The following is a 16,032-nucleotide window of genomic DNA, read 5'->3' on the forward strand; positions in this document are numbered from 1 at the left end:
ATAAAAGAGTCGGTAATGCATCCATTGAGCGGGCTTTCTGAACCAACAGGTTGTATTTATGTGACTACTTTTGATTTGTCACACCGCTTTTGGCCGGGTAGGCACGACTTTGCGAGAGACTATGGGTAATAAGTGCCTAGATTAATAAGTTCCTAGATCACTCACCGCCCGACGCTCGTTGCTCTGACGATCAGCGTGGCTACATCAACTATCGATATTTGCTGCCTACGCACTTTTTTAAAAAACCGAATCGGGCCAGTTTTTTGAACCTAGTAAGCCAACTATTGCTAAGCCAGTTATTTCAGCAGCGGCCGCCAAGGTCGAGATATACAATCAAGCAGCGATCACCATGCCACTATAAAGACATAAGAAAGACTATCAGTGCTGAAGTAGTCTCATACTTCATTGAATCAGCTTTTGTTGGTAGATAGCAAGCTATTGCTCAATGCCGATCAGAAAGGCCCCTGACAGTTCAATCTCTTCGGACGCAAGACATTCCTGATAATATTGATCTAGCGAAGACTCAAAGGCTCAGTTTACTTAAGCTAATTAACCTAATAGACATCTGTTAGATATCTGTCGATAGGTAGCTATCAATAGGCGTCGTCATAATGGGACTAAAGCTGTAGAAGATTAGTGGCAGAAGAGCGCAAGAGTTACTAGGATTTGCTGCTAATAAAAATAGAGAGCTGATAACCGACCGGGTCGCTTGCAAAGAAGAAAAAAGTAGTCGCTTAAGAATGAAATCAAAAGACGAGCAGTCCGCACACACTCAACGACCTGTTGAAGCAATCGTAAGGAAACTGTTTATTGGGCTGAGTGTTTTTGCTTTGGGTTTGACGATTGTCTCTTGCTCATCAATCAGTCGCTCAACGCTAGCGACAGAAGCCTCGCCAGGAGCCGTCGCCGTTAACGAAAGCATAGATCAAGTGGATGACCTAGCAACTGCTACCTTTGCAGGTGGCTGCTTCTGGTGTATGGAACAGCCCTTCGACGATATACCTGGCGTAGCCTCTACGGTCTCTGGGTACACGGGAGGTCAGGTTGAAAACCCAACTTATACTCAAGTCTCTAGTGGCAGTACAGGACACCTTGAGGCTATGCAGGTGACCTATCATCCTGACCAAGTAAGCTATCTAGCCCTGCTAGAGACGTTTTGGCATAATATCGACCCGTTAGACGATAGAGGCCAGTTTTGTGACAAAGGCACCCAGTATCGATCTGCTATTTTCTACGAGACAGCTGAACAACAAGAGGTTGCACAAGCAACTAAGCAGGAAGTAGCCGAACAGCTTGACGCTTCAGTGGCAACTGATATTCTGCCAGCGACGACCTTCTATCCCGCAGAAGACTATCACCAAAACTATTACCAAACCCATCCGGTTCGATACAAGGTATATCGCTTCGGTTGTGGCCGTGATCAGCGACTAAGCGAAGTTTGGGGAGATGACGCTCCCGCTCACGATTCAAAGCTTTGACAGCACTGAATCTTCGATATCAGCGTCCCTGATACGGTTTTCTAGTACCGGCCTTTCTTCTGCTGCTGATATAGCGATCTGATAGATACACACTAGATACATCATTACGGTGAAGGCTACGCCGGCAGCAGATTATGAAGCACCTAACTTGATCTATTCAGGTTATCCATACAAGGGCCGGCGCACTTAGTGAGGAGACAAGCTTAAGGTGGGTTTCCAAAGTGCTTAGCTGATCTTCTCTAGGGCATCTGGCTTATGAGCCGCTTCAGCGCCGGTGCTCTCACTTTTGACTAAATACTGAGGCTCCTCCTTTGAGGCCTTGGCAGTATGCCCCGCAATATCAGTGGGTTCTGTCAGCCTTTTTTGAACAGTGCCTACCGTTTTACCTTGTGAGGTGTTCCACTGAACGCGATCGCCTTTCTCAAACTGAGTCACGCTATTTGAAGATGAACTCCGAGACGACGACGAGTCGTCTGGCTTGGACAAAGCATCTAGGCGATGACCCGTTACTGTACCGGTGTTGTCGTTTTTAACTAGGTAGCGCGGATCGTCTGCTGACGCAGATATTTGGTTGCCATCGACGACTTGGTCCTCTGTAATCCTCGTTTGAACAGTGCCGGTAGAAGTTCCTTGACCCGAAGACCACTGAACGCGATCGCCTTTATGAAATTTTTGTTTGCTTGCCATAGGTAATCTGTTGCTCAGTAGGTGTAGTCATTACTGTAGTGACCAACCTAGAACGCATACCTAAGCTCTAACCTCTATCCGGATTCTGGTCTTTAGGTTACAAATCTTATAAAAGATATACAAATCGATAGAGTAATAATTCGTTTTGCAAAAAGGAAAATAGAGGCTGAACAAATGGGTTCTTAGGTCTGAGCAAACGGGTTCTTAGGTCTGAACAAAGGGGGATTAAAAAGTAAGCTGATTTACAGTACATAAGAACTAATGAGTTTAGTATGTGTTTGGGATTTATAAAGCAGTCAATTTCTATCTCTCAAAGCATCTATCTCTTACTAACGGAATATAACGGGACGATTATGAATACTCACCTACAACCAGGTAAATTTGTTCGTCTAAAAGGCCAACCGGTTGATCTACCTGACTTTGTGCTGGAACGTTACCTTGGCAGCTTTTGTTGGATCAGACAACAAAGCTGGGGCAATCTTGTCCACTGGAAGGTAGATGTTGCGAGTATTGAAGGCGCACAAATGGGATAGTACGGTGTCAGGGCTATAGGTGGATAAAAGCGAATGCACTAAAATCCTATAATTGAGACAACAATCCAACTACAAAAAAACCATGACTGCACTTCAGGTCTCTGCTCGCGAACTGGTCAAAGCTGCTTACGAAAATCGCTACACGTGGGACAAAGACTTTCCGGGATACACCACCGATGTGGTCTTAAAGCTCGATCAGCAGACCTATTCGGGCAGCGCTAAAGTCAATTCGGACCTATCGGCCGAGGTTTTTGACGTAGACGATGAAATCGCTACAAAGGTGATCAAGAATCAGCTTTGGGAGGTTGCTATTCACCGGATTAGTCGGCCCTTTGAAAAGACTCACGGCGAGAACACCTTCAAAATTGAGGGTGAAGATGAGAACGGTGCAATCAAGATTGCGGTGGGTGGAAAGTCCGAAGGTGATGCCTACAAGGTCAAGGACAACGAGTTTGTGATGGTACACCGACATATCCACGGTGTTGTTGTCACTATCAACACAGAAAGCTCTTACGATACTGGCAGCGGCTATCTCTCTCGTACCTACGATTCTATTTATCACGATCCTCAAACTGGCGAACAGAAGCAGGGCCGCAGCAAGTTCACCGATGAGTATACGCAGGTTGGCGACTATACCATCTTGGCCAAGCGTACTGTCGTGTCGGAAGATGGTCCCGATATGGAAATTTCGTTTTCTAATATCGAATTGCTTTCCTAACGCATGGGCATCTTCAAACGAGACAAGCGAGTGGACCGTAGCTGGCCGCTATGGCCAGTTGTTCCAATTTATCCGTATGGCAAACGGCGAACACTACGTCGCGAAATTGTTCGTGACCAGGTGTGGACGTTCGATCAAGTCCAAGGGATCTTTTATGTCGTTGTGCCGATTCGGATGACGGTGATTAAGTTAGCAGCCGGCGGGCTGATGGTCTTTTCGCCGGTGGCGCCGACAGGTGAGTGCGTTCGGCTAGTCCGCGAGCTAGAAACTGAGCACGGCGAAGTAAAGTACGTAATTTTGCCGACCGTGACTGGGGTGGAGCACAAGTACTTCGCTGGACCATTTGCTCAAGTTTTTAAGCGATCGCAGGTGTATGTCGCACCTAACCAATGGAGCTTTCCGCTAGACTTGCCGCTAAGCTGGCTAGGCTTTCCCTCTAAGCGGACTCATATTCTGCCAGACGATCCAAGCCAAGTGCCTTTCTACGATGAGTTTGACTATGCCATCGTTGGTCCGATTGATCTGAGCGTCAAGCCTTACACAGAAGTCGCTGTTTTTCACCGGGCTACTCAGTCACTGCTAGCTGTCGATACGATCCTTTCTATTCCAATTGAACCGCCAGCAGTCTTGAATCAAGATCCCTTTCCACTACTGTTTCACGCCCGGGATAGTGCGACTGAAGCGCTAATAGATACTCCTGAGAATAGACGAAAGGGCTGGGCGCGGATTTCTCTATTTTCTTTCTACTTTCAGCCCGACTGTCTAAACGTACCTAAAACGGGCCGTGTCTTGAAAGAGGCCAGTCAATCGCCGAATAAATCAAGCAAGAACTATTTTGGGCTCTATCCATTCGATTGGCAGATCGATTGGCATCGATCGTTCGAGCAGCTGCGCCAAGAGGGCAGGCTGATAGTAGCACCGATTTTGCAGACGCTGATTTTCAATAGAGATGCTAAGGCAGTCCTTAACTGGGCTGATAGGATTGCGCAGTGGAACTTTGAACAGGTAATTCCCTGCCACTTCAGCGCGCCGGTTGAAGCGGGACCTAATGAGTTTCGACGGGCTTTCAATTTCCTAGAGCGACCCAACCCGCACAGCTGGTCTGGGTTTGAGCATGACGTACCGATGGTCGATCTAGAGACACTGGGCCAGATTGACCGTCGACTACAAGGGAACGTCATTCCACCACCGAGGCGCTAATCCTTATGCTTGGGTGCCTTCTCAACCTCATGAAAGTCTGAAAAGTCGATATAGCGAATGGTAGCATCAGGATCTTCGTTGTTATGAGGAGCAGCGTGAATGATGTCTTTAAACTCGTAGTTCCATAGCAAGTCTGTGGCGTAGTAGGTATGGCGAGTATGGATCGCTTGAGCGACGGTCTGATCGATTCCACTCAAAGAGACTATCAAGGCAATGTTTTTCTCAAATAGAGCAGGTTGATCGAGGCCAAAGAGCGGACTATGGGTATCGACGCTGTGTAGAGCAGTCCAGGTCAAAAAGAAGCTGGGATTGCGATCGCGATGTAGCTCTAGCTCATAGAACCGCCGCATCATTCGCCCTTCAAAGTTCTCATCCATAGCTAGATACAGCCGCATCTGAGCCTCTAAGATTTGATTACGGCGCTCGTTTGCCGCTCTAAACATCAGTGTCGGCGCTCCCGCAAAATTGCTAATTACTGCTACTTTACTGAACATCACCATCGCAGTCGGCCTAGAGAAGCGCGCATAGGCTAACCCTGTGAGAACAGCGATACCCACTAATGACACAACAGCTTCTAGCGTGACCAGTACGTGGGCATAGGTATTGCCAGGAGACATCACACCATAGCCAATCGAGGCAGAGGTCTGCACACTAAAGAAAAAGGCATCGATAAATGAGCCAGGTCGAGCGTTCACAATGGCACCTTCACCGCCTAACAAAAACAGCAGGGCCGCAACTGCATTGGCGATCACATACACACCGACAGTAATCAATGCAAAGCCCGGCCAAGGAATCGTCAACATTAGATAGTAAGGATCGCGCCAGTAAGAGTACCAGCCACCGAGTCCCAAGACACGAAAGCGTCCGTTTTGAATGTGGATTCGCACTTTAGGCAACCGTCGTGGCCACGGGATATCTATTCTCATCTGTCTATATCTGGATAACCTAAATACTTATCGTCCACTGTTTTGTGGATCAGACTAGACAATTCTATGGAAACCCAGCAGTGTCAGCACCTAGATCTAGTCAAAAAGATCACTAACCATTTAGAGGCGTTGTCAGGGCCACGCGATCCCTATCTAGGGGCAGGAACCCATCGGCTAGCACAGCACTACATCCGAACTGAACTAGCGCGGTACGGCAATGTTTCTAGCCAGCGACTCAATCTTCTAACGCCAAACTTAAGCGGTCATCACGTTAATTGGCAGGTCTCTATTCCAGGCACCTGCCCTCAGTACAGTCCCTTTTTAGTCGGAGCCCACTATGATACGGTTCTAGGCTCTCGCGGCGCCGACGATAACACTAGCGGTGTTGCGGTGCTGCTGGTTTTAGCAGAGCTTCTGGCCAGATCTCAACCTCGGCGTTCCGTACATTTTGTCGCTTTTGATTTAGAAGAATACGGGTTAGTGGGTAGCACTACCTGCGCCCGGCAATGGCAAACCCATAACCGACCGATTTACTTGATGCTGTCGCTAGAGATGCTGGGCTATTTTTCTAATCAACCTGGGTCACAGCGATATCCGCTAGAGGTAATGAGTCGGATTTATCCAGATACTGGCAGCTTCATTGCCCTTATCGGCAATATCAAGACTATCTTCAAGATGCGATCACTTAAACGACATCTGCTCCAATCAGGTGCCCCGTGCGAGTGGCTACCTGTAGTTAACCAAGGTAGGCAAATCCCAGACACTCGTAGAAGCGATCATGCGCCTTTTTGGGATGCTGGCTATCCGGCTGTGATGGTGACAGATACTGCTCATCTACGCAATCCACACTATCATCAGGCTTCAGACCAGCTCGAAACATTAGACGTAGAGATGATGGCAAAGATCACCCAAGGCTTAGCGACCTATCTACAAGCAGGCTAAAGTTGAATAGATCCAAAGTCGATAACAGTCAACTACAGGTAGCGAATAGGCGAAGGGCAAAGACTATGAAAGGCATTTTGCAACCTGTACTTCAAAAACTATTGTCAGCTTTGGGCTTGGGCATCTTTGCAATGGGGATATCGGCTTGTCAGCCCATTGGGCAAGCGATTGAGCAGGTCATGGCTTCGGATGCTAGGGAGTTGGCGAGAGAAGTGTGGAGTGACCCATCTAGTTCGAGCGAGCAATATACACAAGACATTTTTAAAGATATTGAGTTAACAGATATTGAGCTGCCAACGGAAGTCGATATGCATTTTGCCGTCGTAGCTGGTGGCGGAGCGCCTAGCTACAACGAGATAGCTTTAGAAAAGAACGTTTTGTATTTCCAGCGGTCTTTGCGCGAGCTTGGCTTCTCAGTAGACAAAGCCAGTCTTTTTTTTGCTAGCGGTAATGATGGGGAAGAGACCATTCGCTATCTAGATGACAACGGCGACGAACAGTTCAAATCAGCTGAGATTCCTGAGCTAGATGGCAGCGCTACGCTTGAGAATACCTATAGCTGGTTTAGAGCGTTGAGCGAAGCTGAAAAGCCTTGTCCGGCTTTCTTCTACTTCACAGGCCACGGCGCATACAACACAGACAACGAAGATGATAATGCTCTGATTTTGTGGGAAGAAGATCTTGTCTCTGTCAAAGAATTTACCCGTTGGTTAGCGCCTTTACCTACCGACCAGCCTTTCGTGACGATGATGGCGCAGTGCTATTCGGGCGCGTTTGCCAATCTGATTTACGAAGACGGCGATCCTTCACAGCCAGTTGCACTGCAGACTCGCTGTGGTTTTTTTGCGACGGTGGCCTCTCGGCCTTCAGTAGGCTGCACCCCAGCGGTGAATGAGGCAGACTACAAAGACTATAGCTCTAGCTTTTTTGCAGGATTAACAGGGCGCGATCGCGTTGGCAATTTGGTTAGCTCTGCCGACTACAACCTAGACGAAAAGATCTCCTACGCAGAAGCGCATGCCTTTGCCAAAGTAGATGAAGAGACAACTGACTGGCCAATCTCGACAGTCGAAGCGTGGCTACAGCGCCAAGTCTCAAAATCAGACATCGATGAAATTTTGAATGATCCAATAGACGAGGTGAGGGCGATCGCTCGCCCAGAACAGCAGTACGTCATTACAGAACTCAGCGGTTTAATTGGATTTGATCTAGCACTTTCTTACACAGATAACGCTAGTAGAGCTGCGCCGCTTGAGCCAGAAACCGTAGACGAAGCCTATCGCATAAGATTACGGATGGATCTTATCAACGTCGGCGCCGAAGTATTCGTTCGAGCTAACCAAAGCGCGGCGCAAATAGCGACACTAGATCGAATCTTGGAGTGCGAGGCCGGTAGTTGGCAAGCGCTATAGCGTTTCTAAGAAAGCTAGCAGGTCAGCCATATCTCTTTCGTTCGGCTGAAATTGTGGCATGGGCGGCGTTTGACCACTAATGACCTGAGTGATCAAAGCCGATCGAGAGCGACGCTCAGAGACATCGTGAAGATCTGGGCCGACCTCGCCATCAGCGTCTAGCCCGTGACAGGTCGCACAGTTGAGCTGAAAAATATCATGCCCTCTGCTAGCATTCCCTGGTAGCTGCAGAACATCTTGTACATAGGGATCACTAGGCGTTAGTGCATATATTCCTCCCATAGCAACGCCAAGCATGAAGATGAGCCCCACGATCACAGTGACCACTCTAGGCGCTGAGTTCTTGGCCGATTGCGCCAAATCTTTTTCGCTTTGGATCGGACTGTCGACGGCTTGGTTCGGCACTGTTCGTTTCTGAAAAACTTTTGTCACTACCCTCAGCATCTCGCAATAAACCGTTACCCGTATATTAAGATTCTTTGAGAGAATAAGACAACCCTGATACGGTAGGGAGCGCGGCTATTTATCCATAGACAGTTTTCCATAGTCGGTTTCAAGTACTCCAGAATTCAGCCAAACAGTGAGTAGGATACTGATTCTGGCGGGGTGACTGCAGTTGATCTGGCGAAGAGCCAGTATACTTTTCCTAGCGGTCTTATGTATTTAGTCTTATGTGTTTAGATGAAGACTAGACATTAAGATTAGATAAGTCCGATTAATCAAATCAATCGTAATCGAGACTAGCTAGTCGAAATTTGTACGCAGAATTAGGAGAATTATTGTGGTAGAGCCTCTACTTTCAGGCATCGTTTTAGGTCTTATTCCGGCTACGCTAATCGGTCTATTTGTGGCTGCCTACATGCAGTATCGTCGAGGCGATCAGCTTGGCGGTTAACGCTTGCTATACACAAAAATCTATCAGCCCCTTCAGCGCTAGATTTGCGGTTCCATAGGCAGCTTCTGTTTGCAAAGCTTCAACAACGCTAACGCCTAACTTTTGCTGTCTAATATCTCGCCAGGTTTGGTTCTGGGCACCACCACCGGCTGTATAAACCCGCTTGATCTTGGGCGCTCCTAAAGCTTGCAACTTTTGATAGCCTTCAGATTCTATACGGGCGATCGCATCCAACATCTCATATAGGAAGTCGATATCTCGATTGGGCCTAGGCGTTAGCTGAGGGGGATAGTCTGGATCATTAATAGGGAAACGCTCGCCGGGCTCAATCAGCGGATAGTAAGCCAGCTCACAGGGTTTAGATAAATCAATTTGAGTACTGAGTTCAGCAATCTGCTCAGATGAAAAGTACTGTCTTAGAACGGACCCACCGGTATTAGAAGCGCCACCTACGAGCCACAGATTGCCCAGTCGGTGGCTATAGATTCCATATGACTGACTAGAGATATCCACCTGGCTCAACAGCTTGAGAACGAGAGTCGACCCTAATGAGGTGACTGCCTCGCCGGGGTATCTAGCACCGCTAGCAAGAAAGGCAGCAATGCTATCCGTTGTCCCTGCACAGACCTGGCAGCTAGGCGGCAGATCATACTGAGTAGCAAGATCCGAGCGAATAGGGGCGATCGCTTTTCCTGGCTCCAAAACTTCGGGGAGCCAATTAGCAATTGGTAAGTTCACAAGCCAGTCGGGATAAGCCAGTGCCCTCACGTCATAGCCTAGCTTTAGCGCATTGTGATAGTCGCTGATAGGCGCCTGGCCGTGAAGGCAAGCAGCTATCCAATCCGCCTGATGCGCAATGTGAATATGGTCTAGGCGCGAGGCAAAATACCCAGCATACTGCTCGCTATGATATAGCCACATAGCCTTGGCTAGGGTGGAGGTAGCACTAAGCGTAGGACTATCAGCCGGCGCAACGGCAGATAGTTCGGGGAGAATAGGCCGAGCGATCGCGTCGTTATACATCAGCGCCTGGGTCAAAGGCTGCCCTGTTTGATCGCACAGCAGCATCGTGCCAGAAGTAGCATTGATAGCAATGCGATAGATTTGAGTACGCACCTGGGGGGCGATCGCCTCAATCAGCTGCCACAACACCTGCTTCCACACTATTGAAGAAGCGGCCTCCGTCACGTTCGAAAACCGATAGCTAGCCTGAGCCACAATCGAGTCACTAGGGCTGCGGCTACTACCGTCTAAAACAACCGCTCTAGCTCCAGAGGTGCCAAAATCAATTCCCAACGCATACATATCGTCGCAGCTCAATAGTCGCAGCTCACCAAAACCAAAAAAAGCCGCTCTGTATCAGTGCGGCTTTCTCCTAAATTAATCAGTTAATCGAAACAATGTCCGAATAATCAAAACAAGCTTGATTAGAACAGACTCAAAAAATGCAGCTCCGAAAAGCACGGACCTCAAGAGCAAATCCAAATAACAAAATGCCAGAAAAGCCTAAACACTAATCTCGCTGACTTCTCTAGAGATAAAGTCAAATGGCTGATCGATAAAGGAAGTGTCGTCGACGCCCATATCCGAGGCTCGCTCTTTAACCATCTCTTTCATTATCTGGATGCCCTGCACTGTAGGCGCGATCGGCACACCCAAAGAGTTGTAGGTTTCACGCAGACCTTGCAGCACTCGCTCCATCAGCACATCGTTGTTGCCGGCCACCAACGCGTAGCTGCTATAGCGCAGGTAATAGTCCATATCGCGTAAGCAAGCCGCATAGCGACGGGTGGTATAAGCGTTACCGCCAGGCCGAATAAGCTCGGGCACAACCTCAAAAAGCTTCTTTCCGGCTTCTCTAGAAATTTCAGCCGCGTTTGCGCTAATCATAGCTGCTACCTTTACTCGGTTAGCACCTGTAATGAAATACGACTGCAAAGAATCGATAGCATCACGATCTAGGTAGCGACCGGTGGTGTCGTAGTTGCTGATTAAACTGGTGACCGTATCTCGCATGAAAATCTCCCAACGTTTGGCGACTACTGAATAAACGCCTCTAAAAAGTTACTTAACTTGGTTTGCCTGACTCGGTTTACTAAGATGCATTACTTTAGATGTAATGGCATGTTTGTAAAGCTTTTTCTACAAAGCTGCTTAATTACAAAGCTGCTTGACCATAAAGCTTCTTAAAAAGTCTGCTGCTCTAGATATTCCGTCTTTGAATGTTCTAGGCTGCTTTTAGCTACAGCCTGATCAAACCATAAGTTCTGAGTTCTAAGTCATGCCTATTAGGCTATCACTCGCAAAGTTAGGAATATCAGTAGATTCAGCCTCTTTGCATTCGCTTTTTAGTCTACCACGAGAGCTAATTAGGCTCACTGAACAGCTGCCTTAGATGAGTGTTATCGAAGGAAAAGTTTACAATTCGACCTACTTAGTAACGCTTGACTCAAGTGATGTCTTTGCCTGAATCAAACTTCTAGGTAGCACTTTGGAAAAGACAATTTAGGTTGGAAGAAGGCGAACAGCAAGTTCAGCGAAACTTATTGGATATTCCGTATAGTTTGGATATTCCGTATAGGTGGATACAAAATCTATCAATAGCTCTTCATAGGATCGGTCTAGATGGCCTTTTTACAATTTTACGCCTCCATCTAAATAGGCAAGTCTGGAAAAACTTAGGAAAGACGATATGACTGGAAACGAGTCGCGCACGCAGGCAATTTACGAGATCACTAACAGAGAGCCGATTGAGGCTAAAGCCCCCAAAAAGTTAGAAGATATCTGGGCTTCGAATGTCTTTAGCCTAAGCAAAATGCAGGCAACCCTACCTAAAGATGTCTTCAAGTCGCTGAAGGAGACCATCAAAACTGGGAAAAAACTCGATCCTTCTGTCGCGGATACCGTTGCTGGGGCAATGCGTGATTGGGCGATCTCAAAAGGCGCTATGTACTATGCCCATGTCTTTTATCCCTTGACAGGAGGAACAGCAGAGAAACACGACGGCTTTATCTCTCCTCAAAGTGACGGTGGTGTGATTTCAGAGTTTTCTGGCAAATTACTTATTCAAGGTGAGCCTGATGGGTCCTCTTTTCCCAATGGCGGCATTCGTGACACCTTCGAAGCGCGAGGCTATACCGGTTGGGACGTAACTAGTCCGGCTTATATCCTCGAAAACGAGATGGGCGCAACGCTTTGCATTCCCACAGTCTTTGTTTCCTGGACAGGCGAAGCGCTCGATAAGAAGACGCCCTTACTACGCTCAATTGCTGTCGTTGATAAGGCAGCAAATCGAGTACTCAAGCTATTGGGCAACACTGATGTTGCGCCCGTGAATTCGAGCTGCGGAGCGGAGCAAGAGTACTTTTTAGTAGATGCTAACTTTGCTAATGCGCGGCCTGATCTACTCCTCGCAGGTCGCACCTTGTTTGGCAAAGCGCCTGCGAAAGGTCAGCAGTTTGATGACCATTACTTTGGTGCAATTCCGCCACGCGTGCAGGCATACATGCACGATATCGAAACCCGACTGTACAAACTCGGCATTCCAGCTAAGACTAGCCATAACGAGGTAGCACCTGGTCAGTTTGAAATTGCGCCAGTCTTTGAATCGGCCAACGTCGCTAGCGATCATCAGCAGCAGATCATGACTACGCTACGTGATGCCGCGGTAGATCATGGTTTTATGTGCCTACTCCATGAGAAGCCTTTCGCTGGAATTAATGGTTCTGGGAAGCACGTCAACTGGTCGATTGGTAATTCTACTCAGGGCAATTTGCTAGATCCTGGTGATACACCTGAAGAGAATCTACAGTTCCTAGCATTCTGCGGCGCTGTTATCCGTGGTGTTCATCTCTTTGGTCCTTTGATGAGAGCCGTGATTGCAACAGCTAGTAATGACCATCGTCTAGGGGCTAACGAAGCGCCGCCAGCGATTATGTCTGTCTACCTAGGTAGCCAGTTAGAAGATATCTTCAATCAGATCAAGGAAGGTAAGCTGGTTGGATCTAGCCACAAAGGGGTGATGCATCTAGGGGTGGATGTGCTGCCGCCTCTGTCAAAAGATGCAGGCGATCGCAATCGAACTTCTCCCTTTGCCTTTACCGGAAACCGGTTTGAATTCCGTGCAGTTGGATCTAGCCAATCTGTATCAGGGCCACTAATTGCATTGAACACAATGATGGCAGATTCTCTTAGTTGGATTGCCGATCAGCTAGAGGCAAAAGTCGGTAGTGGTTCTAGCCCTGAGGAAACTGGCAATGCAGTTCAGGCAATTCTTAAAGACATCATGGACAAGCATGGCGTAGCTGTCTTTGGAGGCAATGGCTACTCTGATGAGTGGCATAAGGAGGCCGTCGAGCAGCGAGGTCTTCTAAATATCCCAACGACAGCCGATGCACTTCCCTACCTGAAAGAATCCAGCGTCGTAGAGCTGTTCAAGACAACAGGCGTACTCTCTCCAACTGAGCTAGAAAGCCGATTTGAAGTATATGCTGAGCAATACATTCTTTCTATTGAAGTAGAAGCAAAACTAGTCGTAGACATAGCGAAGACGCTGATCTATCCAGCAGTGATGCGTCATTTGGGTGAAGCGGCTGGCACAGTAGCTAATCTCAGTGATATTGGAGTTAGTGTTGACAAAACACCGGTTGAAAAAGTAGCCGGTCTGGCTAAATCGCTGCTAGATGGAGCTAACGAGCTAGATAGTGCGATCGCCAAGCACGACTTTGGGTCAACCGAAGAGCACATGGATTACTGCGCAGGCACTATTCGCGACATGATGAATTCCATCCGTGAAGCGGCTGATACTTTAGAAGGTGAAATTGCCGACGATCTATGGCCGTTGCCTACTTATGAAGAAATGCTCTTCATCAAATAGAGCCCCAGTTTTGTGGAGTTTTTGGCTCCGTTGCTACGAGGTGTCTTAGCTAACCAGCGAAGCGCCTCATACTAAACGCTTCGGTCTATCAAACTACTGATTTATTAAACCACTGAGGCAAATCACAGAAGCCATCTCCTAACGAGATGGCTTTTCTCATATTCCTTTTTCTTTCATGCCTCGAATCTCTTATCTAAGCCAATTTCTGTTGCTCAGAATTCATTTTTTCCACTTTCACGCTATGGAAGCACACATGTTCCGTAACATTCTTTTACAATAGAGGCAATTTCCTACGCAAAAACAAGTCTTAGCCAACGCAACCATGCCAGATACACTTACCAAGGCCGCCTATCAAACCTTCCAGGAAGGCAAAAAGTACTTCGGTGTTGCTCACAAAGCCCTTAGTACTCAGCTACTTAATGTTCTTTCCGGCACTCAGCGAGAGGAGCCTAACCCACCCAACCCTCAGCTGCTTCTACTGATGCAAGGCAAAATTGATGCTCTTTTAGAAGCAGACTGGCAAGACGCGGAAGATGGCATTTATCCAAAGCAAGCGCTCTTTGAAAACCGCTGGGACGACTTTTTTCGCTACTACCCAGAGATGTGGCTAGACCTACCTAAAATTTGGGATAGGGCCAGCAACAAACGTCATCAAGAATTTGATGATGGCATCGACACTAGTGGCTATCCTAGCTACTACGTCCAGAATTTTCACCATCAAACGGACGGCTACTTCAGTGATAGCTCCGCGCGGATGTACGATCTGCAAGTTGAAGTGCTCTTCAACGGTACCGCGGCACCAATGCGGCGGCGCATCCTAGCACCGCTAAAGCAGCATTTAGCCCAAATGGAGACGCCCATCGGTGATACGCCGCAGTCAGTTAAGATTCTAGATATTGCCTGCGGTACGGGCAATAGTCTGATCTGGATCAACCAAGCGATTCCTCAGGCTGCCCTGTATGGCGTTGACCTTTCACCCGCCTATATACGCAAAGCCAACGAGAACCTATCTGATATCAAGAGTAAGGTTCCAGCGCAGCTGATTCAGGCCAATGCCGAAGCACTGCCCTTCGTCGACGAGTTCTTCGAAGCGACAACTAGCACATTCCTCTTCCACGAGCTGCCGGCTGAAGCGCGTCAAAACGTCATCAACGAAGCATTCCGGGTGACTAAGCCTGGTGGCGTTTTTGTAATCTGCGACTCTATTCAGAAGATTGACGTACCTGAGTTCGAACCGCTGATGGAAAACTTCCCGGCTATGTTCCACGAGCCCTACTATCGTCATTACATTGGGGATGATCTAGTTGCCCGCTTAGAGTCAGCTGGCTTCACAGACGTGACCACAGCTAACCACTTTATGAGTAAGTACTGGGTAGCGCTTAAGCCAACCGTATAGAGGCTGTATAGAAAACGTTCCGGCTAAGACAAGTCTAGCTAGCTGTGGCGTCTTAGCTGGTCAAACAATCGACGAACCTTGGATAGGTCCTTATCCCCTGGTGACCTCTCTACCCCACTAGAGAGGTCGATTCCGTCAGGAGACAGCTGGCCAAGCGCGCTAAGAATATTATCTGGGTTGAGACCGCCCGCTAAAAACCAAGGTCGATTGGGTGAAAAAGACTGAAGCGATCGCCAGTCCAAAATTTTACCCGTGCCACCTAGCTGAACAGGATGGTAAGCATCTAGTAGCAGAATATCGATGTAGGCTTCGTAGCTAAGTGCCATTTCTAGATCTTCAGAGGTACGAACTCGAATGGCTTTGACCAGTTTTATATCCGGTAGCTCAGCATGGATTAGGGCATCGCGCAGTCGCTGACAAGTCGCTGGCGACTCACCACCGTGGAGCTGAATCACGCTTATACCTGCCGTTCTCGTGACGCGAAGAATCTCTGACAGGGAGGCGTTAGCGAATACACCGAAGTGCTCAACTTGCGGAGCGGCTCTAGAAACAGTCGCGATAATCGGAGCAATGCTTTCAGGTGGAATATAACGGGGTGATTGCCCCACACAGATGTAGCCAAGTGCGGACGCACCCAGATTGGCGATCGCCTCGGCTTGTTCTACCTGAGTAATCCCACAGATCTTCACTTTTAACACTGCATTCCTTTTTGGGTTTTTGGACGATTCAACTTGCCAAACCAACTTTCCAAACCAGACGATGGACCCTAGAGCTTGATCATGAGAGTTTGATTATGATCGGGTAGAGGCTTAATCAGTAGGCCTCGATTAATAGCTACGACAGTAGATTCTAGCCGATAGACGGTTATCCCAACCGCATCAGGCACAGGCCCCTCTTCATGTTCAGTACAATAGATACACATAAAACAGGCTCTATAGACCTTTTATACTGATACCGGGCGACCAACAC

The 16,032-nt window shown here is 48.0% G+C and carries 15 protein-coding genes; 9 read left to right on the plus strand and 6 right to left on the minus strand.

Annotation, left to right across the window (positions count from 1 at the left end):
- Positions 1-740 precede the first annotated feature (740 nt).
- Positions 741-1,478, plus strand: a complete 738-nt coding sequence (gene msrA / locus S7335_RS03315) for a peptide-methionine (S)-S-oxide reductase MsrA (protein WP_006456598.1) — start codon at positions 741-743, stop codon at positions 1,476-1,478.
- 225 nt (positions 1,479-1,703) lie between these two features.
- On the opposite strand, the gene S7335_RS27220 is transcribed toward msrA, so the two are convergent.
- A complete protein-coding gene (locus tag S7335_RS27220; protein ID WP_006456670.1) occupies positions 1,704-2,165 on the minus strand; it encodes a DUF2945 domain-containing protein in 462 nt (153 codons plus the stop codon).
- Between the two features lie 353 nt (positions 2,166-2,518).
- Here S7335_RS27220 and S7335_RS03325 point away from each other — a divergent pair, with 353 nt between their 5' ends.
- From S7335_RS03325 to S7335_RS03335, 3 genes are all read left to right on the plus strand, one after another.
- On the plus strand, positions 2,519-2,698 hold the full coding sequence (locus tag S7335_RS03325; protein ID WP_038016926.1) for a hypothetical protein: 180 nt from the start codon (positions 2,519-2,521) through the stop codon (positions 2,696-2,698).
- Between the two features lie 82 nt (positions 2,699-2,780).
- Complete coding sequence (locus S7335_RS03330) at positions 2,781-3,416, plus strand: DUF3386 domain-containing protein (RefSeq protein ID WP_006454700.1); 636 nt, start codon at positions 2,781-2,783, stop codon at positions 3,414-3,416.
- Positions 3,417-3,419: 3 nt separating this feature from the next.
- Complete coding sequence (locus tag S7335_RS03335; protein WP_006453813.1) at positions 3,420-4,616, plus strand: DUF4336 domain-containing protein; 1,197 nt, start codon at positions 3,420-3,422, stop codon at positions 4,614-4,616.
- Here the strand turns inward: S7335_RS03335 and S7335_RS03340 are convergent.
- A complete protein-coding gene (locus S7335_RS03340) occupies positions 4,613-5,542 on the minus strand; it encodes an ion channel (RefSeq protein WP_006456813.1) in 930 nt (309 codons plus the stop codon). The two genes, S7335_RS03335 and S7335_RS03340, sit on opposite strands and share 4 nt — an antisense overlap.
- Positions 5,543-5,608: 66 nt before the next feature.
- Between S7335_RS03340 and S7335_RS03345 the strand changes: the two genes are divergently transcribed.
- Both S7335_RS03345 and S7335_RS03350 read left to right on the plus strand, forming a co-directional pair.
- Positions 5,609-6,484, plus strand: coding sequence for a M28 family peptidase (locus S7335_RS03345; protein WP_006454432.1), 876 nt, complete (start codon positions 5,609-5,611; stop codon positions 6,482-6,484).
- Positions 6,485-6,549: 65 nt separating this feature from the next.
- Positions 6,550-7,896, plus strand: a complete 1,347-nt coding sequence (locus S7335_RS03350; protein WP_006455212.1) for a hypothetical protein — start codon at positions 6,550-6,552, stop codon at positions 7,894-7,896.
- Here the strand turns inward: S7335_RS03350 and S7335_RS03355 are convergent.
- The gene (locus tag S7335_RS03355; protein ID WP_227499939.1) at positions 7,891-8,328 is read right to left on the minus strand and encodes a cytochrome c; all 438 of its coding nucleotides are present in this window, start codon (positions 8,326-8,328) and stop codon (positions 7,891-7,893) included. The genes S7335_RS03350 and S7335_RS03355 overlap by 6 nt on opposite strands.
- Positions 8,329-8,677: 349 nt before the next feature.
- On the opposite strand from S7335_RS03355, the gene petG reads away from it, so the two are divergent.
- On the plus strand, positions 8,678-8,791 hold the full coding sequence (gene petG / locus S7335_RS03360; RefSeq protein WP_006457225.1) for a cytochrome b6-f complex subunit V: 114 nt from the start codon (positions 8,678-8,680) through the stop codon (positions 8,789-8,791).
- Positions 8,792-8,797: 6 nt separating this feature from the next.
- On the opposite strand, the gene S7335_RS03365 is transcribed toward petG, so the two are convergent.
- Together S7335_RS03365 and apcB are read right to left on the minus strand one after the other, a co-directional pair.
- Positions 8,798-10,096 (minus strand): FGGY-family carbohydrate kinase, encoded by a 1,299-nt coding sequence (locus S7335_RS03365; protein WP_006455846.1) that lies wholly within the window; start codon positions 10,094-10,096, stop codon positions 8,798-8,800.
- A gap of 201 nt (positions 10,097-10,297) precedes the next feature.
- On the minus strand, positions 10,298-10,807 hold the full coding sequence (gene apcB / locus S7335_RS03370; RefSeq protein WP_006453534.1) for an allophycocyanin subunit beta: 510 nt from the start codon (positions 10,805-10,807) through the stop codon (positions 10,298-10,300).
- Between the two features lie 676 nt (positions 10,808-11,483).
- Between apcB and S7335_RS03375 the strand changes: the two genes are divergently transcribed.
- Together S7335_RS03375 and S7335_RS03380 are read left to right on the plus strand one after the other, a co-directional pair.
- Complete coding sequence (locus S7335_RS03375) at positions 11,484-13,667, plus strand: glutamine synthetase III (RefSeq protein WP_006454961.1); 2,184 nt, start codon at positions 11,484-11,486, stop codon at positions 13,665-13,667.
- Positions 13,668-13,989: 322 nt separating this feature from the next.
- On the plus strand, positions 13,990-15,063 hold the full coding sequence (locus S7335_RS03380; RefSeq protein ID WP_006455471.1) for a class I SAM-dependent methyltransferase: 1,074 nt from the start codon (positions 13,990-13,992) through the stop codon (positions 15,061-15,063).
- Between the two features lie 38 nt (positions 15,064-15,101).
- On the opposite strand, the gene S7335_RS03385 is transcribed toward S7335_RS03380, so the two are convergent.
- On the minus strand, positions 15,102-15,761 hold the full coding sequence (locus S7335_RS03385; RefSeq protein WP_038015546.1) for a phosphoribosylanthranilate isomerase: 660 nt from the start codon (positions 15,759-15,761) through the stop codon (positions 15,102-15,104).
- Between the last annotated feature and the right edge of the window lie 271 nt (positions 15,762-16,032).

Source organism: Synechococcus sp. PCC 7335, from assembly GCF_000155595.1.
Lineage (GTDB): Bacteria > Cyanobacteriota > Cyanobacteriia > Phormidesmidales > Phormidesmidaceae > Phormidesmis.